At 71.5% G+C, this 25,040-nt stretch carries 21 protein-coding genes and 1 pseudogene; 11 read left to right on the top strand and 11 right to left on the bottom strand.

What is annotated here, in order from left to right; all coding sequences use genetic code 11:
• Window positions 1-156: 156 nt before the first annotated feature.
• A pseudogene (locus tag K7G59_RS35270) lies at window positions 157-261 on the bottom strand (DUF899 domain-containing protein); the annotation flags it as partial.
• Between the two features lie 19 nt (window positions 262-280).
• Entirely contained in the window at window positions 281-1,450 is a 1,170-nt protein-coding gene (locus tag K7G59_RS07585; protein ID WP_225831414.1) for a cytochrome P450, read from the bottom strand.
• 312 nt (window positions 1,451-1,762) lie between these two features.
• On the opposite strand from K7G59_RS07585, the gene K7G59_RS07580 reads away from it, so the two are divergent.
• Together K7G59_RS07580 and K7G59_RS07575 are read left to right on the top strand one after the other, a co-directional pair.
• The gene (locus K7G59_RS07580) at window positions 1,763-2,173 is read left to right on the top strand and encodes a RidA family protein (RefSeq protein ID WP_225831412.1); all 411 of its coding nucleotides are present in this window, start codon (window positions 1,763-1,765) and stop codon (window positions 2,171-2,173) included.
• On the top strand, window positions 2,170-2,661 hold the full coding sequence (locus K7G59_RS07575; protein WP_225831400.1) for a GNAT family N-acetyltransferase: 492 nt from the start codon (window positions 2,170-2,172) through the stop codon (window positions 2,659-2,661). The genes K7G59_RS07580 and K7G59_RS07575 overlap by 4 nt, the downstream gene beginning before the upstream one ends.
• Before the next feature lie 159 nt (window positions 2,662-2,820).
• On the opposite strand, the gene K7G59_RS07570 is transcribed toward K7G59_RS07575, so the two are convergent.
• The gene (locus K7G59_RS07570; RefSeq protein ID WP_225831398.1) at window positions 2,821-3,567 is read right to left on the bottom strand and encodes a uracil-DNA glycosylase; all 747 of its coding nucleotides are present in this window, start codon (window positions 3,565-3,567) and stop codon (window positions 2,821-2,823) included.
• A gap of 230 nt (window positions 3,568-3,797) precedes the next feature.
• On the opposite strand from K7G59_RS07570, the gene K7G59_RS07565 reads away from it, so the two are divergent.
• The gene (locus K7G59_RS07565; protein ID WP_225831396.1) at window positions 3,798-4,394 is read left to right on the top strand and encodes an RNA-binding S4 domain-containing protein; all 597 of its coding nucleotides are present in this window, start codon (window positions 3,798-3,800) and stop codon (window positions 4,392-4,394) included.
• 15 nt (window positions 4,395-4,409) lie between these two features.
• On the opposite strand, the gene K7G59_RS07560 is transcribed toward K7G59_RS07565, so the two are convergent.
• A complete protein-coding gene (locus tag K7G59_RS07560) occupies window positions 4,410-5,102 on the bottom strand; it encodes a bifunctional 2-polyprenyl-6-hydroxyphenol methylase/3-demethylubiquinol 3-O-methyltransferase UbiG (RefSeq protein WP_225831395.1) in 693 nt (230 codons plus the stop codon).
• Between the two features lie 179 nt (window positions 5,103-5,281).
• On the opposite strand from K7G59_RS07560, the gene K7G59_RS07555 reads away from it, so the two are divergent.
• Window positions 5,282-5,629, top strand: a complete 348-nt coding sequence (locus tag K7G59_RS07555; protein WP_225831393.1) for a DUF6343 family protein — start codon at window positions 5,282-5,284, stop codon at window positions 5,627-5,629.
• 31 nt (window positions 5,630-5,660) lie between these two features.
• Here K7G59_RS07555 and K7G59_RS07550 read toward each other — a convergent pair whose 3' ends face one another.
• From K7G59_RS07550 to rpsA, 4 genes are all read right to left on the bottom strand, one after another.
• On the bottom strand, window positions 5,661-6,041 hold the full coding sequence (locus K7G59_RS07550; protein ID WP_225831391.1) for a tetratricopeptide repeat protein: 381 nt from the start codon (window positions 6,039-6,041) through the stop codon (window positions 5,661-5,663).
• A 50-nt stretch (window positions 6,042-6,091) separates the two neighbouring features.
• The gene (coaE, locus tag K7G59_RS07545; protein ID WP_225831388.1) at window positions 6,092-6,706 is read right to left on the bottom strand and encodes a dephospho-CoA kinase; all 615 of its coding nucleotides are present in this window, start codon (window positions 6,704-6,706) and stop codon (window positions 6,092-6,094) included.
• Between the two features lie 134 nt (window positions 6,707-6,840).
• Window positions 6,841-7,779 carry a PAC2 family protein gene (locus K7G59_RS07540; RefSeq protein WP_225831387.1) on the bottom strand — a complete coding sequence of 313 codons (939 nt, stop codon included), beginning with the start codon at window positions 7,777-7,779 and terminating at the stop codon, window positions 6,841-6,843.
• A 332-nt stretch (window positions 7,780-8,111) separates the two neighbouring features.
• The gene (gene rpsA, locus K7G59_RS07535; RefSeq protein WP_100825641.1) at window positions 8,112-9,602 is read right to left on the bottom strand and encodes a 30S ribosomal protein S1; all 1,491 of its coding nucleotides are present in this window, start codon (window positions 9,600-9,602) and stop codon (window positions 8,112-8,114) included.
• A 228-nt stretch (window positions 9,603-9,830) separates the two neighbouring features.
• Between rpsA and K7G59_RS07530 the strand changes: the two genes are divergently transcribed.
• Both K7G59_RS07530 and hrpB read left to right on the top strand, forming a co-directional pair.
• Entirely contained in the window at window positions 9,831-10,820 is a 990-nt protein-coding gene (locus tag K7G59_RS07530) for a class I SAM-dependent methyltransferase (RefSeq protein ID WP_225831385.1), read from the top strand.
• A 68-nt stretch (window positions 10,821-10,888) separates the two neighbouring features.
• Window positions 10,889-13,462: an ATP-dependent helicase HrpB gene (gene hrpB, locus K7G59_RS07525; RefSeq protein ID WP_225831383.1), complete on the top strand. Its 2,574-nt coding sequence runs from the start codon at window positions 10,889-10,891 to the stop codon at window positions 13,460-13,462.
• Between the two features lie 402 nt (window positions 13,463-13,864).
• Here the strand turns inward: hrpB and K7G59_RS07520 are convergent, their stop codons facing one another.
• The 3 genes from K7G59_RS07520 to polA all read right to left on the bottom strand — a co-directional run bounded on the left by K7G59_RS07520 (window position 13,865) and on the right by polA (window position 19,253).
• Entirely contained in the window at window positions 13,865-15,634 is a 1,770-nt protein-coding gene (locus K7G59_RS07520; RefSeq protein WP_225831382.1) for a lytic transglycosylase domain-containing protein, read from the bottom strand.
• 288 nt (window positions 15,635-15,922) lie between these two features.
• Window positions 15,923-16,315, bottom strand: coding sequence for a hypothetical protein (locus tag K7G59_RS07515; RefSeq protein ID WP_225831380.1), 393 nt, complete (start codon window positions 16,313-16,315; stop codon window positions 15,923-15,925).
• Between the two features lie 211 nt (window positions 16,316-16,526).
• Window positions 16,527-19,253, bottom strand: a complete 2,727-nt coding sequence (gene polA / locus K7G59_RS07510) for a DNA polymerase I (RefSeq protein WP_225831378.1) — start codon at window positions 19,251-19,253, stop codon at window positions 16,527-16,529.
• Window positions 19,254-19,415: 162 nt separating this feature from the next.
• Here polA and K7G59_RS07505 point away from each other — a divergent pair, with 162 nt between their 5' ends.
• The 5 genes from K7G59_RS07505 (at window position 19,416) to K7G59_RS07485 (ending at window position 24,934) form a co-directional block, all read left to right on the top strand.
• A complete protein-coding gene (locus K7G59_RS07505; RefSeq protein WP_225831375.1) occupies window positions 19,416-21,695 on the top strand; it encodes an FdhF/YdeP family oxidoreductase in 2,280 nt (759 codons plus the stop codon).
• A 48-nt stretch (window positions 21,696-21,743) separates the two neighbouring features.
• On the top strand, window positions 21,744-22,238 hold the full coding sequence (locus K7G59_RS07500) for a hotdog fold thioesterase (RefSeq protein ID WP_225831373.1): 495 nt from the start codon (window positions 21,744-21,746) through the stop codon (window positions 22,236-22,238).
• A 96-nt stretch (window positions 22,239-22,334) separates the two neighbouring features.
• Window positions 22,335-22,772 carry a hypothetical protein gene (locus tag K7G59_RS07495; protein ID WP_225831371.1) on the top strand — a complete coding sequence of 146 codons (438 nt, stop codon included), beginning with the start codon at window positions 22,335-22,337 and terminating at the stop codon, window positions 22,770-22,772.
• Entirely contained in the window at window positions 22,769-23,449 is a 681-nt protein-coding gene (locus K7G59_RS07490; RefSeq protein ID WP_225831369.1) for a Tat pathway signal sequence domain protein, read from the top strand. The genes K7G59_RS07495 and K7G59_RS07490 overlap by 4 nt, the downstream gene beginning before the upstream one ends.
• A gap of 249 nt (window positions 23,450-23,698) precedes the next feature.
• Window positions 23,699-24,934 (top strand): branched-chain amino acid ABC transporter substrate-binding protein, encoded by a 1,236-nt coding sequence (locus K7G59_RS07485; RefSeq protein WP_225831367.1) that lies wholly within the window; start codon window positions 23,699-23,701, stop codon window positions 24,932-24,934.
• Window positions 24,935-25,040 lie beyond the last annotated feature (106 nt).

The raw sequence follows: 25,040 nt of genomic DNA, 5'->3' as shown, positions 1-25,040 counted from the left end.
GTTGCGACACCACTTCGGCACGATCCATGCGGCCCGTAGACGCGAGGTGGCCGACCTGGTCGGGGAGGGCCACGTAGCACGGGCAGCCCGCCGCCTGGTCCAGCGTGAACATGAAGTGATGGACGGCCCTTTGGTCCCAGCTCGAAGGAGGTTCAGGAGGGTGGCCTTGAGGTCGCCGCCCTCGAGGACGTACTCCCGGTCGACCTCGACCATGGGCAACCGTCGCCGCTCGGCGTGCAGTAGCTCACAGGCCCTGCTGACCGCCTCTTCCCTCCATGACTCAGTACGTCACCGGGAGCGCCACCAGACCGTGGGCCCGCAGCGACCGACGCCACCGCAACTCACCCTCGGCGAGTGCCAGATCGGGGAACCGCTCCAGCAGGGCCGCCAGTGCGATCTCGGTCTCGGCGCGCGCCAGGGGCGCGCCCAGGCAGTAGTGGATGCCATGGCCGAGGGCGAGGTGACCGGAGGCGTCGCGACCCAGGTCTAGGCGGTCGGGGTCAGGAAAGCGGTCGGGGTCGCGGTCGGCGGCGGACAGGGACACCCAGACCGTCTCGCCCGCTGGGATCGTCACCCCGGCGATCGTCACGTCCTCGACAGGGAACCGGCGGATGGCGAGCAGGGCGGGGCCCTCGTAACGCATCGACTCCTCCACGGCGGCGGGCAGTCGATCCGGGTCCTTGCGCAGGGCGGCGAGCTGGTCCGGGTGCTGGAGGAGGGCCAGGACGGCGTTGCCGATGAGCTGGACCGTGTTCTCGTAGCCGGCGAAGAGGATGAGGAAGGCCAGCGACATCAGTTCGTCCTCGCTGAGCCGGTCGCCTCCCTCCTCGCGTACGGCGATCAGGTCGGAGAGGAGGTCGTCGGCAGGCTCGGCGCGCTTGGCGGCGAGAAGCCGGGTGAAGAAGCCGAGCATCGCCCCCACCGCTTCGCGGGCGGCACCGGGCCTTGCCGGGTCCGGGGCTACGAGGGTGTCCGTCCAGATCCGGAAGTCCAGGCGATGGCTCTCCGGCACGCCGAGCAGGTCGCAGATGACGGTGATCGGCAAGGGGGCCGCGTAGGCGGCGATCAGGTCGGTGGTGCCGTGCGGGCCGAGCGCGTCGAGGAGCCGGTCGGCGGTGCGGCGGATGGGCTCGCGCAGTTGCTCTACGCGGCGCGGGGTGAAGGCCCGGCCGACCAGACGCCGGATACGGGTGTGGTCCGGCGGGTCCATGTTGAGGAGGTTGGCGTCCAGGGCGGGCGGCAGGGAGAACCCCTTGTAGGTGCCGGCCGACGCATGCCGTTTGTCCAGCGAGAGCCGCGGATCGGTGAGGGCGGCCCGTACGTCCTCGTACCGGGTGACGAGCCAGGCGGGGGTTCCGTCCGGACCGGTGATGCGGTGCACGGGCGCGGTGTCGCGCAGGCGCCGGTAGATGTCGTAGGGGTGGTCGACCAGGCCGTCCGCAAGATCCATGACAGGCAGCCTACGCGGGCTCGGGCGTCGGACTCCTGGCCCCGCCGCCCATGACGGCGGCGGACCGGGGACAGGCAGCCGCTACGTCAACTCCCGTACGCCTCATGGGGCATCGAGCGTGTTCCGCTGAGGTTGGCTGCTCAGTGGCCTCGACCTGGTGCCGTCATGGGCGGCCGAGCAGAAAACCGCGTGCGAACCGCGGCCGTGACACGGATCATCAGGAGGCTGCCCCTTGCCGCCCAACCCGGTCCGCCCCGCCAACTCGGCCCAACCCTCCCGACCGGCCGACCCGATCCAATCCGAGGAGTCGCCATGATCCGGCGAGTGAACGCACCCGGTCTCTTTCCGCCGCCCACCTATGCGCACGTCTCCGTCGTGGAGGCGGGCACGAAGCTCGCGTTCCTCGGCGGTGCCGTGCCGCTCGACGCCGAGGGAGCGCTGGTCGGGGAGGGCGACCCGCTGCGGCAGGCCGAGCAGGTGATCGCCAATCTCCGAGAGCAACTGCAGGCTGTCGGCAGCGACTTGGAGCATGTCGTCGCCACTGATGTGTACGTGGTGAGCGCCGATCCCGCCGTGCTGGCCGCCGTGTGGAAGGTCGTCGAGGCTTCGGGGCTGAGCGTGGGCCCGCATTCGTCCACGCTGCTCGGTGTGGCCTGCCTCGGGTATGCCGGTCAGCTGGTGGAGATCACGGCAACGGCCGTGGTGCCGGAGGAGGGGGCGTGACGGCCGAGGGGACGGCCGGGCAGGGGACGGCCGGGCAGGGGACCGTCCGGATTCGGCGGGCGGGTCCCGCGGACGCCCGCGCCGCCGCCGACGTCTGGCTGCGTTCCTTCGCCGCCGCGCTGCCCACGGTGGTCCGGCCGCGCTCCGACGAGGAGGTGCGGCACTACATCCGGGACGTCGTGGTGCCCCTACGGGAGACGTGGGTCGCGGAGGCGGCCGGGGGTGAGATCGTGGGCTTGATGGTCCTGGACGGGGAGCTGCTGTCCCAGCTGTACCTGGCTCCCGAGTGGCGGGGCCGTGGTCTCGGCGATCGGCTCGTCGCCCTCGCCAAGGAACGCAGTCCGGGTGGCCTGACCCTGTGGACGTTCCAGGTCAACAAGCCCGCCCACCGCTTCTACGAACGACACGGCTTCCGCGCCGTCGAGTTCACCGACGGCAGCGGCAACGAGGAGCAGGAACCGGACGTGCGCTACGTCTGGCGCCTCTGAGGGATCCGGCACCCGGACCGACCCCGGCGCGACCGCTCACCCGACCACTGGCAGCCCCGGCCTGTCCCCCACCACCCGCTGCAGTCCCGTCGTCCCGACGCGGCGCAGACGGTACGGCACCTGTCCAGGCGGGAACCCGGCCGAGCGATGCGCGGCGTGCTACGGCAACAGCCCGGCCGCGTCCGCCGCCGTGCGCAGCACCTCGCGCAGCATCTCGGCAGTGAGCCTGCCGGTGAAGGTGTTGCGCTGGCTGACGTGGAAGCAGCCGAACAGGTCGAGGCGGCGAGCAGGGCGGAGACCAGGACCGAGATCGGAGCGGAGAACGAGGCCGTCCAAGGCGACCCGGGTGCCATGGGCGAAGGCCGGGCGGGGGCGCGGTACGGTCCAGCCCGCCTCGGCGAAGGCGGGCAGCGCGGCCTGCCAGCCGAAGGCGCCGAGCACGACCGCCGCCCTGAGCGTCGGGCGCAGCAGCTTCAGCTCCTGGACCAGCCAGGGGCGGCAGGTGTCGCGTTCGCCGGGGGTCGGCCTGTTGGCGGGCGGGGCGCAGTGCACGGGCGCGGTGACCCGGACGCCGTACAGCTCCAGGCCGTCGTCGGCGCCGACCGAGGTGGGCTGCGAGGCGAGCCCCACGTCGTACAGCGCCTGGTAGAGCACATCTCCGGAGCGGTCGCCGGTGAACATGCGGCCGGTGCGGTTTCCGCCGTGCGCGGCAGGCGCCAACCCGATGATCACCAGACGGGCGTCGGCCGGGCCGAAGCCGGGCACCGGCCGCCCCCAGTACGTACAGTCGGCGAACGCGGCCCGTTTGGACCGGGCCACCTCCTCGCGCCAGGCGACGAGCCGAGGACAGGCCCGGCACCCGACGACACGCCGGTCGAGCCGAGCGAGGGCACAGCTGTCGTCCATGGGCCCACGGTATGCCCGCTCGACCAGGAGGGGCCCCTCCCCCTCCCCCTCCCGCCCCCCTCCCCCCGCCCGCACCGCACCCGCACCCGCACCGATCGTTCTCCGCTTCCCACCCAGTCCCTCCCCCTTTCTCGTGGTCCGGTTCCGTGTTCTCTGAATGCCCAGGGGTCGGGCGTTGCGCCGCAAAAAACGGCTCCGGGTCGCAGGTCCCATGGCGTTAGGGTCGGAGCATGGCTTCCGAGGATGCGGACGAGGACGTGAACCGTGACACCGGCGGACGCGTCGGCGGACAGGTCGAGGCGGCTGCTGCCCGAGGTGCCGAGAGCCCCGGCGCCGGCGTTGCCCAGCCGCTCGACCCCAAGATCGCCGCTGCGGTGGCCGCCGCCGAGGCCGCCGGTCCGGCCGGCGGCGAGACGGTACGGATCGACAGTTGGATCTGGGCCGTACGCCTGATCAAGACCCGTTCCCTGGGTGCCGCCGCCTGCCGTGGCGGGCACGTCCACGTCAACGGAGAGCGGGTGAAGCCCGCCTATTCCGTGCGCGTCGGGGACGAGGTTCGCCTGCGGCACGAGGGCCGGGAACGTGTCGTCATCGTCAGACGCCTGATCCGCAAGCGGGTCGGCGCCCCCGTGGCCGTCCAGTGCTACATCGACAACTCCCCGCCGCCCCCGCCCCGCGAGGCCACGGCCCCGGCCGGTCTGCGCGACCGTGGCACCGGCCGCCCCACCAAACGGGACCGCCGCGAACTGGAGCGCCTGCGGGCTCTTGCCGCCCAAGGCGGCCTCGGGGGTCCAGGCCGCCCCGGCACCCGGCCCAGGAGCAGCTGATCTGGACCATCTGGGTCACTTCACCGGTATCGCCTTCACCCATATCCCGTCCGGGGTCAGGTACTCGGCGACCGCCAGTCCCGCTTCCGCGAGTGCCGTCTCGAACTGCTCCTTTGTGAGGAGGCGGGACCGGAAGGTCTGTGTCCAGACCGCGTCGGGGAAGAGGTACTCGGCGCGGACCGAGTCCACCCCGTCGCCGACCGGCTCCGAGGAGACGATCCGCACGGTGAAGCCGCTCGGGTCGACGCGCTCCCTCGGCACGTTGGCGTGGTAGTCGGCGCCCTCCCGCTGGATGAGCACGCAGCCGCCGTCCGCGACATGCCGGACACAGGTGCGCAGCAGGCCTCGGCGCACCTCGACGTCGGCGGTGTGGACGAGGAACGACGCGAGCATCACCACGTCGAACCTTTCGTCCAGGTCGAGGTGTTCGATGGGGCTGCATATCGTGCGGGCCCCGCGGACGCGGGCGAGCATCTGCGCGGACTCGTCGACGGCGGTGACCGTGAAGCCGCGCTCCAGCAGGGGGTGGGTCACCCTGCCCACTCCGCTGCCCAGCTCCAGGATGTGTGCTCCGGCCGGTACCGCCGCGGCGATGATGTCCGGTTCGTCGCGTACGGGCAGGCGCGAGTACAGTTCGACCGCGCAGCCGTCCGGGGTGATCGCACCTGGGCCTGTTCCGCTGTGTCCGTTCCGCATTTCGATCGTCATGCCCGGAGAACGGCGGGGCGTCTGACAGCCGTTCCCGTTTCCGGCGGGTTCACCTGTTCGAGGGATTCACCGCTGTACCGGGAACTTTGCGGCCTGATCGCGGGGGCCCGGGCAGGCCGTGGATGCGGTTGGTGAACGTCGTCGCCGGAGAGTACGTTTCTAGGAGGAGCGATGATCCTATGCGTACGGGCAGTGAACCGGCGACCGCGCGCAGTGCCCTGCGGGCGCGCTTCTGGCTGAGCCTGTGGGGGCTGGCCTGGGCGATCTGCGGCACGGTGGTGTTCGCCCTGGTCGGGCGTCCCGGCTGGGCGATGGCCTTCGGGGTGTTGCTCCTGGTGGTCGTCACCGACCTGATCATGATCATCAGGCATATCCGGCAGGGCCCGCACTATCAGCCAGGCCCCGATGTACCGCCGTACTGGCCGCCGGACACCCACCCGCCGCGCCGGCCTCCGGAGGGCGGTCAGCCCGGTCCACAGCAGCCACCGTACCCGCGGCCGCCGTTCCGTCGGCGGCAGCCGCCGTAGCCCCGTCGTCCGTGATGTGCGGGGGCGGGCCTCATGTGTCGAAGCCTGCGGCCTTCAGGTAGTCCGGGTTGGGGTCGAGCGCGGCGGCCAGCCGGAAGTGGCGCCTGGCAGGGTCGGGGCGGCCTTGGCGTTCGTAGGTCCGGGCGAGCGCGAAGTGTGCGAAGGCGTTGTCCGGCTCGCGTTCCAGCACGAGGGAGAATTCCAGTTCGGCGGGACGCAGTTGCGCGGAGGCGAAGAAGGCACGCGCGCGCAGCAGGCGGGCGGCGGTGTTCTCGGGGTGTGCGGCGATGACTCCGTCGAGCAGCTTGACCGCGCCCCGCGGGTCGCGCTGGTTGAGGAGCTGTTCGGCGGCGCGGAAGTCGATGACATGCGTTTCCGGGGTACGTCCGGTCGGACCGCTGGTCTCGGGCACGACAGAGTCCTTCCCATGCTCGGGCGGTTCAACGCTCGGGCGAGGGGAGGCTATTCCGCGCCACCGGCGTCGCGGGCCCGGCGCACGAGGTCGTCCCAGACCTCCGCCACACGCTTTCGGAGGGCGTCCAGGGGGACGTCGTTGTCGATGACGATGTCCGCGATCTCCCGGCGCCGCTCGCGTGTCGCCTGCGCGGCCATACGGGCGCGTGCGTCGTCCTCCGTCATGCCACGCAGCCGTACGAGCCGGTCGAGCTGGGTCTCGGGGCTCGCGTCCACGACGACCACGACGTCGTACAGCGGCGCCAGGCCGTTCTCGGTGAGGAGCGGGACGTCGTGGATCACGACGGCGTCGTCGTCGGCGGCGCTCTCCAGTTCGCGGGAGCGGGCACCCACCAGGGGGTGGACGATCGAGTTGAGGACGGCGAGCTTGCCGGGGTCGGCGAAGACGATGGAACCGAGCCGGGGACGGTCGAGGCTGCCGTCGGCGGCGAGGACGTCCTCACCGAATGCCTCGGCCACCGCCGCCAGGCCGGGTGTTCCGGGCGCGACGACCTCGCGTGCGATGCGGTCGGCGTCGATCAGTACGGCTCCGTGCTCCACGAGCAGCCGTGACACCTCGCTCTTGCCGGCGCCGATCCCACCGGTGAGGCCCACTTTCAGCATGAACGGAAGCTTAGGGCCTGCCTCTGACGGCGGGATCGGCGGAGGTCGGTTGCGGAGGTTCGGTTGCGCGGGTTCGTTTGCGCGGGTGTCGCCGGCACGGTGCCGGTTGCGGAGACCGGTCGTGGAGGACGGGGTCAGCTGTCGCCCTCGCGCTCCGCCAGGAAGCGCTCGAACTCTTGCCCGATCTCGTCGGCCGAGGGGATGTCGACGGGTTCGGCGAGCATGTTGCCGCGGGTCTCGGCGCCGGCTGCGGCGTCGTACTGGTGCTCGAGGCCCTGTACGAGCGCGGTCAGCTCCGCGTCGCCTTCCCGGATCTGCCGGTCGATCTCGGTCTGGGTGCGGTGGGCGTCCGTGCGCAGGGAGTGCGCGATCCCGGGCAGGACCAGACCGGTGGCGGCGGTGATGGCCTCGATGACGGTCAGAGCCGCGTCCGGGTACGGAGAGCGGGCGATGTAGTGCGGAACGTGCGCGGCGACGCCCAGGACGTCGTGTCCGGCCTCCATGAGGCGGTACTCGACGAGCGACTCGGCGCTGCCCGGCACCTGGGCCTCGTCGAAGGGGCTGCGGTGGCCGGGGACGAGGTCGGTGCGGTTGCCGTGGGGGGTGAGGCCCACGGGGCGGGAGTGCGGGACGCCCATGGGGATGCCGTGGAAGTTCACGGACAGGCGGACGCCGAGCCGCTCGACGATCTGCTGGACGGCCGCCGCGAACCGCTCCCACTCGACGTCCGGCTCGGGGCCGGACAACAGCAGGAAGGGGGCGCCGGTGGTGTCCTGGACCACGCGGACCTCGAGGGAGGGGACCTCGTAGCCGGTCCAGCGGTCCCGCTTGAAGGTCAGCAGGGGGCGGCGGGCCCGGTAGTCCACGAGCCGGTCGTGGTCGAAGCGGGCCACGACCTGGTGGGGCAGCGAGTCGAGGAGCCGGTCGACGATCTGGTCGCCGGTCTCACCCGCGTCGATGTATCCGTCGAAGTGGTAGAGCATGACAAGTCCGGCCGACTCCTGTGCCAGCGCCATGTCGACGACGGCCAGGCCCTTCGGCTCCCATGCGTACAAACCCTGCGGATCAAGCACTGTGACCGCTCCTCCTCGTCCTCCTCATCGACAACATGCCTTGCGGCGTGGGCATTCCCGCGGCACGCCTCTCATCAGGCCCCTTGTTTCCGCCTGTTGAGGCACCGTCGGGCAGCGAAAGACCGGCGAGGCCCAGGAAATGGTCCTGGACCGTGTGATCAGGAAGGCGAAGAGCTGCGCCACCGGGAACACGCCCCGGCCTGGAGCCGCCCAGAAGAAGACGGGGAAGAAGATCGGGAAGAAGACCGGGCACGGAAAAAGACCCGAGGGGCCGCACCCGTGAAAGGTGCGACCCCTCGAAGCCGTCGTCGGCTAAGCCCAGCGGCTAGCGATCAGCTCTGGCCGCCGGCCAGCTTCTCGCGCAGCGCGGCCAGCGCCTCGTCCGAGGCCAGGGCACCAGAGGTGTCCGCGCCCTCGGAGGAGTACGAACCGCCGGTCGCGGCCGGAGCGGCGGCCTCGCCACCCTCGGCGGCAGCGGCAGCGTCGGCCTCGCGGGACTTGATGACCTGCTGCTGGTGCTGCTCGAAGCGGGCCTGCGCCTCGGCGTACTGGCGCTCCCACTCCTCGCGCTGCTTCTCGTAGCCCGGCAGCCAGTCGTTGGTCTCCGGGTCGAAGCCCTCGGGGTAGATGTAGTTGCCCTGGTCGTCGTAGGACGCGGCCATGCCGTACAGGGTCGGGTCGAACTCGACCGCGGCGGCGTCGGGGCCGAAGGCCTCGTTGGCCTGCTTCAGCGAGAGGCTGATGCGGCGACGCTCGAGGTCGATGTCGATGACCTTGACGAAGATCTCGTCGTTGACCTGGACGACCTGCTCCGGGATCTCCACGTGGCGCTCGGCCAGCTCGGAGATGTGGACCAGACCCTCGATGCCCTCGTCCACGCGGACGAACGCACCGAACGGAACCAGCTTCGTGACCTTGCCGGGCACGACCTGACCGATCTGGTGGGTGCGGGCGAACTGCTGCCACGGGTCTTCCTGGGTCGCCTTCAGCGACAGGGAGACGCGCTCGCGGTCCATGTCGACGTCGAGGACCTCGACGGTGACCTCCTGGCCGACCTCGACAACCTCGGACGGGTGGTCGATGTGCTTCCAGGAGAGCTCGGAGACGTGGACCAGACCGTCGACGCCACCCAGGTCCACGAAGGCACCGAAGTTGACGATCGAGGAGACCACACCGGAACGGACCTGACCCTTCTGGAGGGTCGTGAGGAACGTCTGGCGGACCTCGGACTGGGTCTGCTCCAGCCAGGCACGGCGGGACAGGACCACGTTGTTGCGGTTCTTGTCCAGCTCGATGATCTTGGCCTCGAGCTCCTTGCCGACGTACGGCTGGAGGTCGCGGACACGACGCATCTCGACGAGAGAAGCCGGCAGGAAGCCACGGAGGCCGATGTCGAGGATGAGACCACCCTTGACGACCTCGATGACGGTACCGGTGACGATGCCGTCCTCTTCCTTGATCTTCTCGATGGTGCCCCAGGCACGCTCGTACTGGGCGCGCTTCTTCGAGAGGATCAGGCGGCCTTCCTTGTCCTCCTTCTGGAGGACAAGGGCCTCGATCTCGTCGCCCACGGCGACGACCTCGTTCGGGTCGACGTCGTGCTTGATCGAGAGCTCGCGGCTCGGGATGACACCTTCGGTCTTGTAACCGATGTCGAGCAGGACCTCGTCCCGGTCGACCTTCACGATGACGCCGTCGACGATGTCGCCGTCGTTGAAGTACTTGATCGTCTCGTCGATCGCTGCGAGGAAGGCTTCCTCGTTACCGATGTCGTTGACCGCAACCTGCGGGGTGGTGGCGGTGGTCTCGGTGCTGCTCGTCATGTGGGAAAGGGCTCCGGTACGGACATTGAAGTCGTAGGCACTGCTTACGCCGGGAGCCCGTTTCGCTCTGATGAAGCCGGACAGCCAAGGAAGCGCCTCACCAGAAACTGGTGATGGCGCCTCGAGAACCGAGGGGACATACAACAGATGCGAGCGCAGCCTGCTACGTCTGAGGTGCGCAGGCCCGCAGCGCAACTTGTAGCATACGGGGGCAGCCGGGCAGGGTCAATGCGCGAAGGCGCACACCCGGGGCGGATCGCCGCATTCCCGGCACAGGAATCGTCCCAGGGGTCCCGCACAGGGCTGCGGGACCCCTTCCGTGACACGCGTTGCGACACGCGTGCCCGGCGGGTTGCACGGAAGAGTACGACGAGGGAGCCGATCATCCAAGAGCCGGAAGCGTTCGAACCCCGGGGGTCCGAGGAGTTCGAACCGGAAGCCACCCGACGTGACGCCGGGGTCGCGGAGAGCGCCCGCGCCAACCGGGGCTGGTGGGACCGCAACGCCGACGAGTACCAGGTCGAGCACGGCACGTTCCTCGGCGACGACCGCTTCGTGTGGGGCCCGGAGGGTCTGGACGAGGTCGAGGCCGAGCTGCTGGGGCCGCCGGAGGAGCTGAAGGGCAAGGACGTCCTGGAGATCGGCGCCGGCGCGGCGCAGTGCGCGCGCTGGCTGGCCGCCCAGGGCGCCCGGCCGGTGGCGCTGGACCTCTCGCACCGCCAGCTCCAGCACGCGCTGCGCATCGGCGGATCGTTCCCGCTCGTGTGTGCCGACGCCGGCGCGCTGCCCTTCGCGGACGGCTCCTTCGACCTGGCGTGTTCCGCGTACGGGGCGCTGCCGTTCGTCGCCGACCCGCGGCTGGTGCTGCGGGAGGTGCACCGGGTGCTGCGGCCGGGCGGCCGGTTCGTGTTCTCGGTGACGCACCCGATCCGCTGGGCGTTCCCGGACGAGCCCGGCGCGGAGGGCTTGTCGGTGTCCTCGTCCTACTTCGACCGCACGCCCTACGTCGAGCAGGACGGGGAGGGCCGCGCGGTGTACGTCGAGCACCACCGCACCCTCGGCGACCGGGTGCGGGACATCGTGGCCTCGGGCTTCCGGCTGGCCGATCTGGTGGAGCCGGAGTGGCCGGCCTGGAACACCTCGGAGTGGGGCGGCTGGTCCCCGCTGCGCGGGAACCTGATCCCGGGCACGGCGGTCTTCGTGTGCGAGCGGGACTGAGACCGGTTGCAGCCGCGCGCCCAGGGCGCTCGTGAGGGGTGCCCTCGCCGTCGTACGACACTGGGGGCGTGATCCGTTACGACGCCCTGGACGCGCTGCCCGTGCGTACCGCCCTGCCCGCTCTCGCCGAGGCGCTGGAGGCGGACGGCACCGCCGTGCTCGTGGCACCGCCCGGCACCGGCAAGACGACGCTGGTGCCGCTGGTGCTGGCCGGGCTGGTCGGGGACGGTCCCGCGCGGCGGGTCGTGGTCGCCGAGCCGCGGCGGATCGCGGCGCGTGCGGCGGCCCGGCGGATGGCGTGGCTGCTGGGCGAGCGGGCGGGCGACAGCGTCGGCTACACGGTGCGCGGTGAGCGGGTCGTGGGGCGGCACACGCGCGTGGAGGTCGTGACGACGGGCGTGCTGCTCCAGCGGCTGCAGCGCGACCAGGAGCTGTCGGGCGTGGACGTGGTGGTGCTCGACGAGTGCCACGAGAGGCATCTGGACGCCGACACGGTGGCCGCGTTCCTGTGGGACGTGCGGCAGACGCTGCGGCCGGAGCTGCGGCTGGTGGCCGCGTCGGCCACCACCGACGCGGAGGGCTGGGCGCGGCTGCTCGGCGGGGCCCGTGTGGTCGAGGCCGCGGGCGTGACCCATCCCGTGGAGGTGGTGTGGGCGCCTCCGGCCCGTCCGGTACGACCGCCGCAGGGGATGCGTGTGGATCCGGCGCTGCTGGCGCACGTGGCGTCGGTGGTGCGGCGGGCGCTGGCCGAGCGGGACGGGGACGTGCTGTGCTTCCTGCCGGGTGTCGGTGAGATCGCCCGCGTGGCCGGGCAGCTCGCGGGGCTCGGCGATGTCGAGGTGCTCCAGGTGCACGGACGGGCGCCGGCCGCCGTCCAGGACGCGGTGCTGGCGGGCGGGGATCGGCGGCGGGTGGTGCTGGCCACGTCCGTGGCGGAGTCGTCGCTGACGGTGCCCGGAGTGCGGGTGGTCGTGGACTCGGGGCTCGCGCGGGAACCGCGGGTCGACCATGCGCGCGGGTTGAGCGGGCTGACGACGGTACGGGCGTCGCGGGCGGCCGGGCGGCAACGGGCGGGCCGGGCCGGGCGGCAGGCGCCGGGCGCGGTGTACCGGTGCTGGGCGGAGGCCGAGGACATCCGTCTGCCGGCTTTTCCGGCACCAGAGATCAAGGTGGCCGACCTGACCGCGTTCGCGCTCCAGGCGGCCTGCTGGGGCGATCCGGACGCCTCCGGGCTGGCGTTGCTGGATCCGCCGCCGGGCGGGGCGATGGCGGCGGCGCGGGACGTTCTGGCGGCCGTGGGCGGGGTGGACTGGGCCGGCCGGGCCACGGAGCTGGGTGTACGGCTGGCCCGGCTGGGGGTGCACCCCCGGCTGGGGCGGGCGCTGCTGGACACCTGCGGCGAGGGTGCCCCGGTCGTCGCCCTGCTGTCCGAGGAGGTGCCGCGGGACTACGGGGACGACCTCGCCGGTGCGTTGCGGCGTGCGCGGCGCGGGGGTGACGCCTATGCGGGGCGGTGGGCGGCGGAGGTCCGGCGCCTGCGGGCCCTCTCCGCGGAGTTCGCCCACCCGCGCGCCCACGACCGCCAGGCTCCGGCAAATGCCCAGGCCGCTGCGGCTTCCGTGGCCGGGGGTGCGGGTGGGGGTGCTCCTTCGGCGGCTGCGGTTGCCGGGGAGGAGGAGCTCGTCGGGGTCGTTGCGGCGCTCGCGTTTCCCGAACGGGTCGGCAAGCTGGACGGGGGGTCGTACCTCATGGCGTCCGGTACCCGGGCCGAGCCGGCGGAGGGGTCGGCGTTGCGGGGGGCGCCCTGGATCGTCGTCGCCGTGGCCGACCGGCCCTCGGGGAAGGGGCACGCGCGGGTGCGGCTCGGGGCCGCGGTGCCGGAGGACGTGGCACGGGCCGCCGCCGGGGCGCTCCTGGAGGAGCGGGAGGAGGTGCACTGGGCCGACGGGGATGTCGTCGCCCGGCGTGTCGAACGGCTCGGGGCCGTGGAGCTGGGCGTACGGCCTCTGAAGGACGCCGACCCCCGTCTCGTGCGCGACGCGCTGCTCGAAGGGCTCCGCGTCGAAGGGCTCGGGCTGCTGCGCTGGTCGCCGGAGTCGCACGTGCTGCGGCAGCGGCTGGCGTTCCTGCGCGCGCACATCGGGGAGCCGTGGCCGGACGTGTCGGACCGTGCCCTGCACGCGCGCGTGGAGGAGTGGCTGGAGCCGGAGCTGAGCCGGGCCCGGCGGCGGGCTGATCTGGCGCGGATCGATGCCGGGCAGGCGCTCGCGCGGCTGCTGCCCTGGGCGAGCGGGGAGGCCGCCCGGCTGGACGAGCTGGCACCCGAGCGGATCGCCGTGCCGAGCGGGTCCAGGATCCGGATCGACTACCAGGACCCGGAGCGGCCGGTCCTCGCCGTCAAGCTGCAGGAGATGTTCGGCCTGCAGGACACGCCGAGCGTGGCCGGGATGCCGCTGCTGGTGCATCTGCTCTCCCCCGCCGGGCGGCCGGCCGCCGTGACGGCCGACCTCGCCTCCTTCTGGAAGGACGGCTACAAGGGCGTACGCGCGGAGCTGCGCGGGCGTTATCCGAAGCATCCGTGGCCCGAGGACCCGGCCGGCGCCGAGCCCACCCGGCACACCAACGCGCGGCTCAGGCGCTGACCGGCTCCGGTTGCGCCGCCCGTGCGGGGGCCGGGTCCGCCGCGCGGGGCTGCCTGCCTACGGTCGGCCTCCGAGCAGCGTGCCGCCGCGCAACTCCTCCTTGTGGGTCTCCTCGCCGAAGACGGGTGCCCCGGTCACTGCTCGTGGCGCGTTTCTGGGTCGGGAAGGGCCACTTGGGGGACAGCGCCGCGCAGCACACGGCGCAGGCGACCAGGACCAGGCCGGCCGCGCGACGCCTTGCGGCCCCTCCCTCCGGACGGGGACGGTTCCTGATGGCGACTCAGGTGAGGCGACGCGGCGACGGGCGGGTGGGACGAGAACACGTTGCACGAACGGGTGAGGGCGCCCTCCCCGCCGGAGCGGAGGGGGCGCCCTGCTGTGCTGTCCCTTGTGGCCGTCCGGTCAGGACGTCGTGGACGGGCTCGGCGACGGGCTCGGCGAGGTGTCGGCCGCCGCGACCGTCAGTTCGACGGTGAGGGTGGCGCCGCCGGGGGTGGTGATACGGAGCAGGAAGGTGCCGGTAACGTCGTCCGCGTACAGCTTCGGCAGTGTCAGCAGGCCCTTGGCGTCCGTCCGGAGGCCGGTGAGCGTGCGCACGGCCTTGCCGTCGGCGTCCTTGAAGTAGGGGCCCTTGTCGTTCTCGGTGGCGTCGTCGGCCGACTTGATCAGCGTGGCCGTGGCCGCGACGTCGTCCGCGACCGCGTCCTTGTACGTCGCCTTCACCTGGACCTGGTCGGCGAACTCGCCGCCGGGGGTGCAGGTCAGCGGGGTGTCACTGGTGCGGGTGAGGGTGTCCGCGGCGCGCTCGGTGACGGTGGCGGTGTAGTCGACGCCCTTGGCCTGGTGGCCGACGACGGCCGTGGTGACGGTGAAGTCGCCGGTGTTCCCGCCCGCCTGGAGCACCGGTGCGACCGCCACGCCCTGCGCGTCGGTGACGATCGTGGCCACGGTCTCGCCGCCGTCGAAGGTGGCGTCGGTGTCACCGGTGATGGTGAACCGGATCCTGACCTTGCCGACGGCCATCCCTGCCTTGGTCTCGGCGCGGGTGCTGATCCGGTGGTCGAACGCGTCGCCGGCCATTGCGGTGAGTTTCCCGGTGCCCGCGTCCACGAGGTGGTCCACGGTCTCGGTGGGGGTGGGCTGCTGCGGCGGGACCGGAGGCTTCGGCGGGGTCGGGTCGGGGGTCCCGGTGCCGCCGCCGGGCTTGTGCGAGGGCGGGGTCGGCTTCTTCTGCTCCGGCTTCTTCTTCTGCGGCTTCGGGTGGTGCGGCTTGGGGGACGACGAGGCGCCGTGGTGGCCGCCCTTGTGCCCGTCGCTGCGGTGGGAGGGCACGGGGCCGGTGCCGTCGGGGACGGAGTGGGTGCCCTTGCGGTAGTACTCCAGCCAGCTCAGGACGAGGTTGAGGTAGTCCTGGGAGCCGTTGTAGCTGAGGATCGCGCTGTGCAGGCCGTCCGTGGTGGACATGTCCCAGCCGTTGCGGCACAGGTAGTGACCGGCGGCAAGGGCGGCGTCGTAGACGTTGTTGGGGTCCTTCTTGCCGTCGTCGTTGCCGTCCCGGCCGGCCCAGGCCCAGGTGGACGGGATGAACTGCATCGGGCCGACGGCCTGGTCGTAGGTGCTGTTGCCGTCGTACGCGCCGTGGTCGGTGTCCTTGATGAGGGCGAAGCCGTTGCCGTCGAGCTGCGGGCCCAGGATCCGGCCCAGGGTGGTGCCTTCGGCGTCGACACGGCCGCCGCGGGCCTGGCCCGACTCCACCTTGCCGATGGCGGCGAGCAGTTGCCAGGGAAGGTTGCAGCCAGGCTTGGAGGCGCGCAGCTCGGCCTCGGCCCGCTTGTAGGCGTCGAGGACGGTCGCGGGGATGCCGGCCTCGGCGTCGCCCCGGGAGACGGGGGTGCCGATCGTCGGCGAGGGGCTCGGTTCGGGGCTGTTCAGCGGCGGCAGGTCCGTGTAGTACGGCGAGTCGCCGGTGGCGTTGGTATCGGCGTGGGAGCCGAAGCCGGAGCCGGTGTCCGGTTCCGGTACCGGCGTGCTGGCGCCGGCCGCGGCCTGTCCGCCGTGGTTCTCACTGATCACTCCCGGAGCCTGGGACGCGGACAGAGCCGCGACCGCCGCCGCGGCCACGGCGGTGGTCGCCGCCCCCTTGCGCAGCCGCCTGCCGAAATGCGCCGCCATAGAGTGAACCCCTCCCGTGGACGCCGTGGCGTCCGTGTCCGTCAGTGTCCGTCCGTCTGCCTCGTTCTGGTCTGACGGTTGACCCGGTGCAGTGGTTGCCCTCCCTGTACGGCAACCCAGGTGACCCTACGACAACTTGCCGTGGGCCGGGACCCGTTCGTGCCCGGTTTTCACCGGTTGGCCGACTGACGTCTGTCCACGACGCCATGGCAGGACCCAGGGCACACCGGGCGGGGGTGGTCATAAGGGTGCCGACGGCGGCGGCGCGGCTCGGGTGTGTCTCGAGGGTCAGGGCGTGGCGGCCGGTCCCGGTTCCGGTCGGTGCGGGCCGCGGCCGGGCGGTCGCTCGGTGAGGGGTGCCACGAAGACGGTGAGCTTGGGCCGGGTGCGCGTCCTCGGGACGAGGGTGAGCGCGAGGGCGAGGTAGGAGCGGGCGAGGTCGGCCCACTGGCGCCAGTCGGGGGCGTCGCCCGCTCGGACGGCCCGGCCGGCGAGCCGGTGTCCGAGGTCCGAGGCGGCTCTGCGTACGGTCGCGGCCAGGTCGGCGGGAATGCGGGCGGTGCTTGCGTCGGCCGCGAGGGCCGGGACCGGCGTGTGAGGCGGTACCGGAGCCGAGGCGGTGTCCGCCCGGTCCGGGGTGCCCGCCTCGGGCGACCGGCGGTGGAGCATGCGTATACCCATGCCCGCATCTTGGCGGCTGGGAGGCCCCCGGGGCGTTTTGGCGGGGGCCACGTGAGTGACGGGCCCGGCGGGCAGGGCCGCCATGGGGGTGCGCCGGGCCGGTGAGGCCGGCTCCTCGACGCCGGTGTCCCAGCAACGGCCGGCAGGGGGAGGCAAAGGGGCGCTGCCCTGCTCTTGTACGGCAGCGCCCCTCCCGTCCAGGCGGGGCAGGCTAGTGCGCCGCCGACTCCCAGTCCGGGCCCACACCCACCGAGACGTCCAGCGGGGCCCTCAGCTGCACGGCGCCCGCCATCTCACGGCGGACGATCCGCTCCGCGCTCTCGCGTTCGCCGGGGGCGATCTCCAGGACGATTTCGTCATGGACCTGGAGCAGCATGCGGGACGTGAGGTCCGCCTCGCGCAGCGCCCGGTCGACGTTGAGCATGGCGATCTTGACGATGTCGGCCGCGGTGCCCTGGATCGGGGCGTTCAGGGCCATGCGCTCGGCCGCCTCGCGGCGCTGGCGGTTGTCGCTGTTGAGGTCGGGGAGGTAGCGGCGGCGCCCGAAGAGGGTCGCCGTGTAGCCCGTCGCCCGTGCTTCGTCGACCGCCCGGCGAAGGTAGTCCCGTACGCCGCCGAACCGCTCGAAGTAGGTGTCCATCAGGGCGCGGGCCTCGGCGGCCTCGATGTTCAGCTGCTGGGAGAGGCCGAAGGCGGAGAGGCCGTAGGCGAGGCCGTACGACATCGCCTTGATCTTGCGGCGCATCTCCGCGTCCACCGCGTCGCGCGCCACGGAGAAGACCTGGGAGGCGACCGTGGTGTGCAGGTCCTCGCCGGAGGTGAACGCCTCGATCAGGCCCTCGTCCTCGGACAGGTGGGCCATCACGCGCAGCTCGATCTGGCTGTAGTCGGCGGTCATCAGGGACTCGAAGCCCTCACCGACCACGAAACCGCGGCGGATGGCCCGGCCCTCGTCGGTGCGGACCGGGATGTTCTGCAGGTTCGGGTCGGTGGAGGAGAGGCGGCCGGTGGCGGCGACCGTCTGGTTGAACGTGGTGTGGATGCGGCCGTCGGTGGCGACGGTCTTGATCAGGCCCTCGACCGTGACCCGCAGCTTGGCCTGCTCGCGGTGCCGGAGCATGATCACCGGCAGTTCGTTGTCGGTCTGGGTGGCGAGCCAGGTGAGGGCGTCGGCGTCGGTGGTGTAGCCGGTCTTGGTCTTCTTGGTCCTGGGCAGGGCCAGCTCGCCGAAGAGGACCTCCTGGAGCTGCTTGGGCGAGCCCAGGTTGAACTCGTGGCCGGCCGCCGCATGCGCCTCCTTCACGGCCTGCTGCACGGCACCCGCGAACATCTGCTCCATGGCTTCGAGGTGTGCGCGGTCGGCCGCGATGCCGTGGCGCTCCATGCGGGCGAGCAGTGCGGAGGTGGGCAGCTCCATGTCGCGCAGGAGGTCGGCGGCGCCCACTTCCTCCAGGCGGCCCTCGAAGGCCGCACCCAGGTCGAGGACGGCGCGGGCCTTCGTCATCAGCGCCTCGGCCTCCGCGCCCTCGTCCGCGCCGAAGGCCAGCTGGCCGTCGGCGACGGCGGCCGGGGCCAGTTCGCGGTGCAGGTACTCCATGGACAGCGCGTCCAGGTCGAAGGAGCGGCGGCCCGGCTTGACCAGGTAGGCGGCGAGCGCGGTGTCCATGATGACGCCCTCGACGGACCAGCCGTGCTCGGCGAGGACGCGCATGGCGCCCTTGGCGTTGTGGAACACCTTGGGGCGGCCGGCGTCGGCCAGCCAGGCGGCGAACGCCTTCTCGTCGGCCTCGTCCAGCTCGGACGGGTCGAACCAGGCAGCCGCTCCCCCGGCCGCGGCGAGGGCGACCTCGGCGACCGAGCCGGTGCCGAGTGCCCAGGTGTCGACGGTGGCGACGCCCAGGGTCTGCGTGCCGTGCTCGGCGAGCCAGGGGGCCAGCTCGCCGACGCCGAGGATCTTGCCGTCCAGTTCCACGCCCTGAGCCGTGACCGGGGTGGAGTCGGCCTCCTCGGCGCCCGGGTCCACCGCGAAGAGACGCTCGCGCAGAGAGGGGTTGCGGATCTCCAGGGTGTCCAGGACCATCGCGACGCTCTTGCGGTCGTACGGGGCCCGCTGCAGGTCGGCGACGGTCCTGGGCAGGTCCACCTGGCGGTCCAGCTCGGTGAGACGGCGGTTGAGCTTGACCGACTCCAGGTGGTCGCGCAGGTTCTGCCCCGCCTTGCCCTTGACCTCGTCCACGCGCTCGACCAGCTGCGCGAACGAACCGAACTCGTTGATCCACTTGGCGGCGGTCTTCGGGCCGACGCCGGGGATGCCGGGGAGGTTGTCGGACGGGTCGCCGCGCAGGGCCGCGAAGTCCGGGTACTGCACGGGCGTCAGTCCGTACTTCTCGAGAACCTTCTCCGGGGTGAACCGGGTCAGCTCCGAGACGCCCTTCGTCGGGTAGAGCACGGTCGTGTTCTCGGTGACCAGTTGGAAGGAGTCGCGGTCGCCGGTGACGATCAGCACCTCGAAGCCCGCGGCCTCGGCCTGGGTGGCGAGGGTGGCGATGACGTCGTCGGCCTCGAAGCCCTCGACGGCGAAGCGCGGCGCGTGCATCGCGTCGAGCAGCTCGCCGATCAGCTCGACCTGGCCCTTGAACTCGTCCGGGGTCTTCGAGCGGTTCGCCTTGTACTCGGTGAACTGCTCGGAGCGCCAGGTCTTGCGGGAGACGTCGAAGGCCACCGCGAAGTGGGTGGGTGCCTCGTCACGCAGCGTGTTGGCCAGCATCGAAGCGAAACCGTAGATCGCGTTCGTCGGCTGGCCCGTCGCGGTCGTGAAGTTCTCCGCGGGCAGCGCGAAGAACGCGCGGTAGGCCAGCGAGTGCCCGTCCATGAGCATCAGCCGGGGACGGGTGCCGCCGGGGTTCTTGTCGGTCGTGTTCGATGCTGTCTCTGCCACGCCCCCGATCCTGCCACGCCCCACTGACAAGCCGGGACAGCGGCGGACGGGGGGAGCAGACGGCCGGTTCCCGGTTCCCCTGCGCCCGCCCGGCGCCGTTGTCGGTGGTGCGTGGGAGGATCGACGTCGTACTTCTCACATGCAGTCGAAGGGGACCGTGCGATGGCGACGAAGCCACCGAAGGGTGATCCGGTTCAGGACGCGCCGCAGGTCGCGGAGCCCAAGCACAAGGCGGCGGGGCTGCCTGCCATCGGGCACACGCTGCGCATCGCCCAGCAGCAGATGGGTGTGAAGCGCGCCACACTGACGCTGCTGAGCGTGAACCAGAAGAGCGGCTTCGACTGCCCGGGCTGTGCCTGGCCGGAGCCGGAGCGCCGGCACACGGCGGAGTTCTGCGAGAACGGCGCGAAGGCGGTGGCCGAAGAGGCCACGCTGCGCCGGGTGACCCCGGAGTTCTTCGCCGCGCACTCCGTCGCCGACCTCGCGGGGCGCAGCGGCTACTGGCTGGGGCAGCAGGGGCGGCTGACCCACCCCGTGTACCTCCCCGAAGGGGGCGCGCACTACGAGCCGGTGACCTGGGAGCGGGCCTTCGACATCATCGCCGAGGAGATCGCCGCCCTCGGCTCCCCTGACGAGGCCGTCTTCTACACCTCGGGCCGTACCAGCAACGAGGCGGCGTTCCTGTACCAGCTGTTCGCGCGCGAGCTGGGCACGAACAACCTGCCGGACTGCTCGAACATGTGCCACGAGTCCTCGGGTTCCGCACTGTCCGAGACCATCGGCATCGGCAAGGGCAGTGTCCTGCTGGAGGACCTGTACCAGGCCGACCTGATCATCGTCGCGGGTCAGAACCCGGGGACCAACCATCCGCGCATGCTCAGCGCGCTGGAGAAGGCCAAGACGAACGGCGCGCGGATCATCAGCGTCAATCCGCTGCCCGAGGCGGGCCTGGAGCGGTTCAAGGACCCGCAGACCGCGAGGGGCATCCTCAAGGGCACCGCGCTCACGGATCTGTTCCTGCAGATCCGTATCGGCGGCGACCAGGCGCTCTTCCGGCTGCTGAACAAGCTGATCCTCGAGACCGAGGGCGCGGTCGACGAGGAGTTCGTACGCGAACACACCCACGGTTACGAGGAGTTCGCGAAGGCGGCCCGGGCCGCCGACTGGGACGGGACCCTGGCGGCCACCGGTCTCTCGCGCGCGGAGATCGAGGAAGCCCTGCGGATGGTGCTCGCCTCCCGGCGCACCATCGTCTGCTGGGCGATGGGCCTCACCCAGCACAAGCACTCCGTCGCGACCATCCGCGAGGTGGTCAACTTCCTGCTGCTGCGCGGCAACATCGGCCGTCCGGGCGCGGGCGTGTGCCCGGTGCGCGGTCACTCGAACGTGCAGGGCGACCGGACGATGGGCATCTTCGAGCGTCCCGCGCCGGCCTTCCTGGACGCGCTGGAGAAGGAGTTCGGGTTCGCGCCGCCGCGAGAGCACGGCCTCGACGTCGTCCGGGCCATCCGCGCGTTGCGCGACGGAGAGGCGAAGGTGTTCTTCGCGATGGGCGGGAACTTCGTCTCCGCATCCCCGGACACCGAGGTGACCGAGGCGGCCATGCGGCGGGCCCGGCTGACCGTGCACGTGTCGACCAAGCTCAACCGTTCGCACGTCGTGACGGGTGCGCGGGCGCTGATCCTGCCGACGCTCGGGCGGACCGAGCGGGATGTGCAGGGCAGCGGCGAGCAGTTCGTGACCGTCGAGGACTCCATGGGCATGGTGCACGCCTCCCGGGGCCGTCTGCGGCCCGCGAGCGTGCATCTGCTGTCGGAGCCGGCGATCGTGTGCCGGCTGGCGCGCCGGGTGCTGGGCGAGGACAGCGTGGTGCCGTGGGAGGAGTTCGAGAGGGACTACGCGACGATCCGTGACCGCATCGCGCGGGTGATCCCCGGTTTCGAGGACTTCAACGCGCGCGTGGCCCGTCCGGGCGGCTTCGCGCTGCCGCATGCCCCGCGCGACGAGCGGCGTTTCCCGACAGCCACCGGCAAGGCGAACTTCACGGCCGCGCCGGTGGAGTGTCCCGAGCTGCCCGAGGGGCGGCTGCTGCTGCAGACCCTGCGCTCGCACGACCAGTACAACACCACCATCTACGGACTGGACGACCGTTACCGGGGCATCAAGAACGGCCGCCGGGTCGTCCTGGTGAACCCCGAGGACGCGCGGGAGCTGAAGGTGGCGGACGGGTCGTACGTCGACCTGGTGAGCGAGTGGCAGGACGGTGTGGAGCGGCGGGCGCCCGGTTTCCGGGTGGTGCACTATCCGACGGCACGGGGGTGCGCGGCGGCGTACTACCCGGAGACCAACGTGCTGGTGCCGCTGGACGCCACCGCGGAGACGAGCAATACCCCGGCCAGCAAGTCCGTCGTGGTGCGTCTGGAACAATCGGCGACCGACTGAGCGTTTGCTCAGCCGCCAGACAGGAGCACCATGAACGGAGCCGGGCCCATGGGTGAGCAGCAGCGTGTGAAGTTCCCGCCGGAGATCGTCGAGGAGTACGCCTCGCTCGGCGTCGACCTGCCGGCCCTGTTCTCGGCCGGGCACCTGGGCACGCGCATGGGCGTGCAGATCCTGGAGGCCTCACCCGAGCGGGTCGTCGGGACGATGCCGGTGGAGGGCAACACCCAGCCGTACGGCCTGCTGCACGGCGGCGCCTCCGCGGTCCTGGCGGAGACCCTGGGCTCGATCGGCTCCATGCTGCACGGCGGCAGCTCGAAGCTCGCGGTCGGTGTGGACCTGAACTGCACGCACCACCGCGGGGTCCGCTCGGGCATGGTGACCGGCGTCGCCACGCCCGTGCACCGGGGCCGCTCGACGGCGACGTACGAGATCGTGATCAGCGACGAGCAGGGCCGCCGGGTGTGCAGCGCCCGGCTGACCTGCCTGCTGCGGGACATCCCGGCGGGCGAGGAGGCTCAGGCGCAGACCGCCACCGGAAGCTGAGCAGACCGCCGCCGGGAGGCAAGTGGCCCCCGCCGGAAGGCGAGCGGGTCCGGCCAGGCCGTTGCCCCCGGCCGCTCGCCCCCTTAGCTTCGGCTCATGGGACGGCGAGGAGGCTCCCTGCGGGGGGTGAGGTCACTGGTGCTCGGACTGGCGCTGCCGGCGCTCCTGTCGGTGTCGGCGGCCGGCTGCGGCAAGGGCTCCGGGCACCCCGCCCGCGGTTCCGTCCCGGCCACCTCGGCCACCTCGGCCGTCTCGGCGTCGTCGGCGTCGGCGGCCCACGACACCGAGCTGTGCGCCAGGATCGTCGCGCACTGGTCGCGCGCGGTGCTCGACAGCGGCACCTACGGCGATTACCAGTCGATGGGGCTGTCCAACGGCCAGTACGAGATCCTGCGGGACGTCGTGGACGCCGCACGCGCCGTGAAGCGCCGTCAAGGTGCGGCGGCAGCCGACAAGTTGATCGACCGTCGGGCCCGCCGGGCCTGCGCCGAGCGCTACCGGCACGGTGCCCCGAGCGGAGGTCCGTGGCGGTGAGCGGCATCGGACCCCTGGAGCCCGGCGAGGGCACCCATGAGCGGGAGGCCGGGTGGGCGCAGGGCCGCGCCTCAGCCGCCGGCGCCGCCGCCCGTACCGCCGGCCGCACGCCTGGCGTCCTCCGGGCGCTGTACGCCCGCCACCGCCGCGCCACCGTGGCCGTGGCCGCCGGAGCCGTCCTGCTCGCGGGCGGCGGCACCCTCTACGCGACCCGCCCCCAGCAGCCGCCTCCGCCGGAGCCGCCGTACCCGGCCCAGGTGGTGGAGGTGACGTATCTGCACGGCGCGGCCACTCCGGCGGGCGCCCCGCCCCGCAGCTTCAGTTTCACGCTGCTGCTGACCGTGGAGTCGGGACCACCGGTCACCGTGACCCGGGTGACCCAGCCGTACGCGGGTCTGTCGTTGACCACGGACCCGCGCACGCCCTTCGAAACGCAGGTGGATTCGGCCCGCAAGATCACGATAACCATGCACGTGACGGAATGCGGAAAAGTACCGAAGGACGCCGGACTCCCTTTCCTGGAAGTAACTCTGCGTAATGCGCGCGCAATACAGATTCACAGTTTCATACCTGGTTCGCGCTACGCGCAGCACCTCTCACGGGCCCTGAAAGTCTCCTGCAGCAACATCAGCGCGTCATCACCAAAACCCTCGAGACGCCTGAACGGACCTGGGTGAGTCCTGCGGGTTCTCACGATGCGGACGGGGCGAATCGGCCGGAATTCCTCCCTTCTCCCCTCGGCGTACCGCTGTGCATTACCCCGTGTCATAACAAGAGAGTCACAGCATGCCTCAGACCCTCCTCCACATTCCCTGCACGCGCCTAGAGTCACGGCCAGTCACCGCGCCGTCAGATTGTCACTTCGACCAGGCGCGCGGCTCGACCGTTTCCACAGGGAGACGGCCGTCCAGGGGAAAGGACTGATCGTGCGTCAACGTTCGCTCATCGCCATCACCGCCGCGCTGGCGGCGGGAGCACTCACCCTCACCGCCTGCGGCTCGCGCGACAGCGGCGACAAGGGTTCCGACTCCGGCAACGGCGGCACCACCGTCGTCATCGGTGTCGACGCCCCACTGACCGGCGACCTGTCCGCGCTCGGCCTGGGCATCCGGAACTCGGTGGACCTCGCGGCCAAGCAGGCCAACAAGAAGAACTACGTCAAGGGTGTCACCTTCAAGGTCGAGGGCCTCGACGACCAGGCGCAGCCCTCCTCCGGCCAGCAGAACGCCACCAAGTTCGTCGGCGAGTCCAACGTCCTCGGCGTCGTCGGCCCGCTGAACTCCTCCGTGGCCCAGTCGATGCAGAAGGTCTTCGACGACGCCAAGCTGGTCGAGGTCTCCCCGGCCAACACCAACCCGGCGCTGACCCAGGGTGACAACTGGCAGAAGTCGAAGGCGCGCATGTACAAGTCGTACTTCCGCACCGCGACCACGGACGCCATCCAGGGCCCGTTCGCCGCGCAGTACGTGTACAACAAGGCCAAGAAGACGAAGGTCTTCGTCATCGACGACAAGAAGACCTACGGCGCCGGCCTCGCCGCGACCTTCACCAGCGAGTTCACCAAGCTCGGCGGCAAGGTGGTCGGCACCGAGCACATCAACCCGGACACCAAGGACTTCTCCGCGGTCGCGACCAAGGTGAAGAGCTCCGGCGCCCAGGTCGTCTACTACGGCGGCGAGTACCCGCAGGCCGGCCCGCTGAGCAAGCAGATCAAGGCCGCCGGCGCCAAGGTCCCGCTGGTCGGCGGTGACGGCATCTACGCCGACGACTTCATCAAGCTGGCCGGGTCCTCCGGCACCGGTGACCTGGCCACCTCGGTCGGCGCGCCGGTCGAGACGCTGCCCTCCGCCAAGGACTTCGTCGCCAACTACAAGGCGGCGGGCTACAAGGAGGCCTACGCGGCCTACGGCGGTTACTCCTACGACTCCGCCTGGGCGATCATCGAGGCCGTGAAGAAGGTCGTGGACGACAACGGCGGCAAGCTGCCGTCCGACGCCCGCGCCAAGGTCACCGCCGCCGTCCAGAACGTCTCCTTCGACGGTGTGACCGGCAAGGTCTCCTTCGACGAGTACGGTGACGCGACCAACAAGCAGCTCACCGTCTACTCCGTGACCTCCGGTGCCTGGAAGGCCGTGGAGTCCGGCACCTACAACGGCAGCTGACCCCTCCCCCGCACCAGCCGAGCCGCGCGGGGCGCTGCACCACTGGCGCCCCGCGCGGACTCGCATCCGGCCACACTTCGTCGAACATTCCGAACGTCTCGGAGGA

It is taken from the genome of Streptomyces sp. NK08204, assembly GCF_020400585.1.
Classification (GTDB): Bacteria; Actinomycetota; Actinomycetes; order Streptomycetales; family Streptomycetaceae; genus Streptomyces.
The sequence above is the reverse complement of the archived record's forward strand: the minus strand, read 5'-3'. Positions and strand labels throughout refer to the sequence as shown.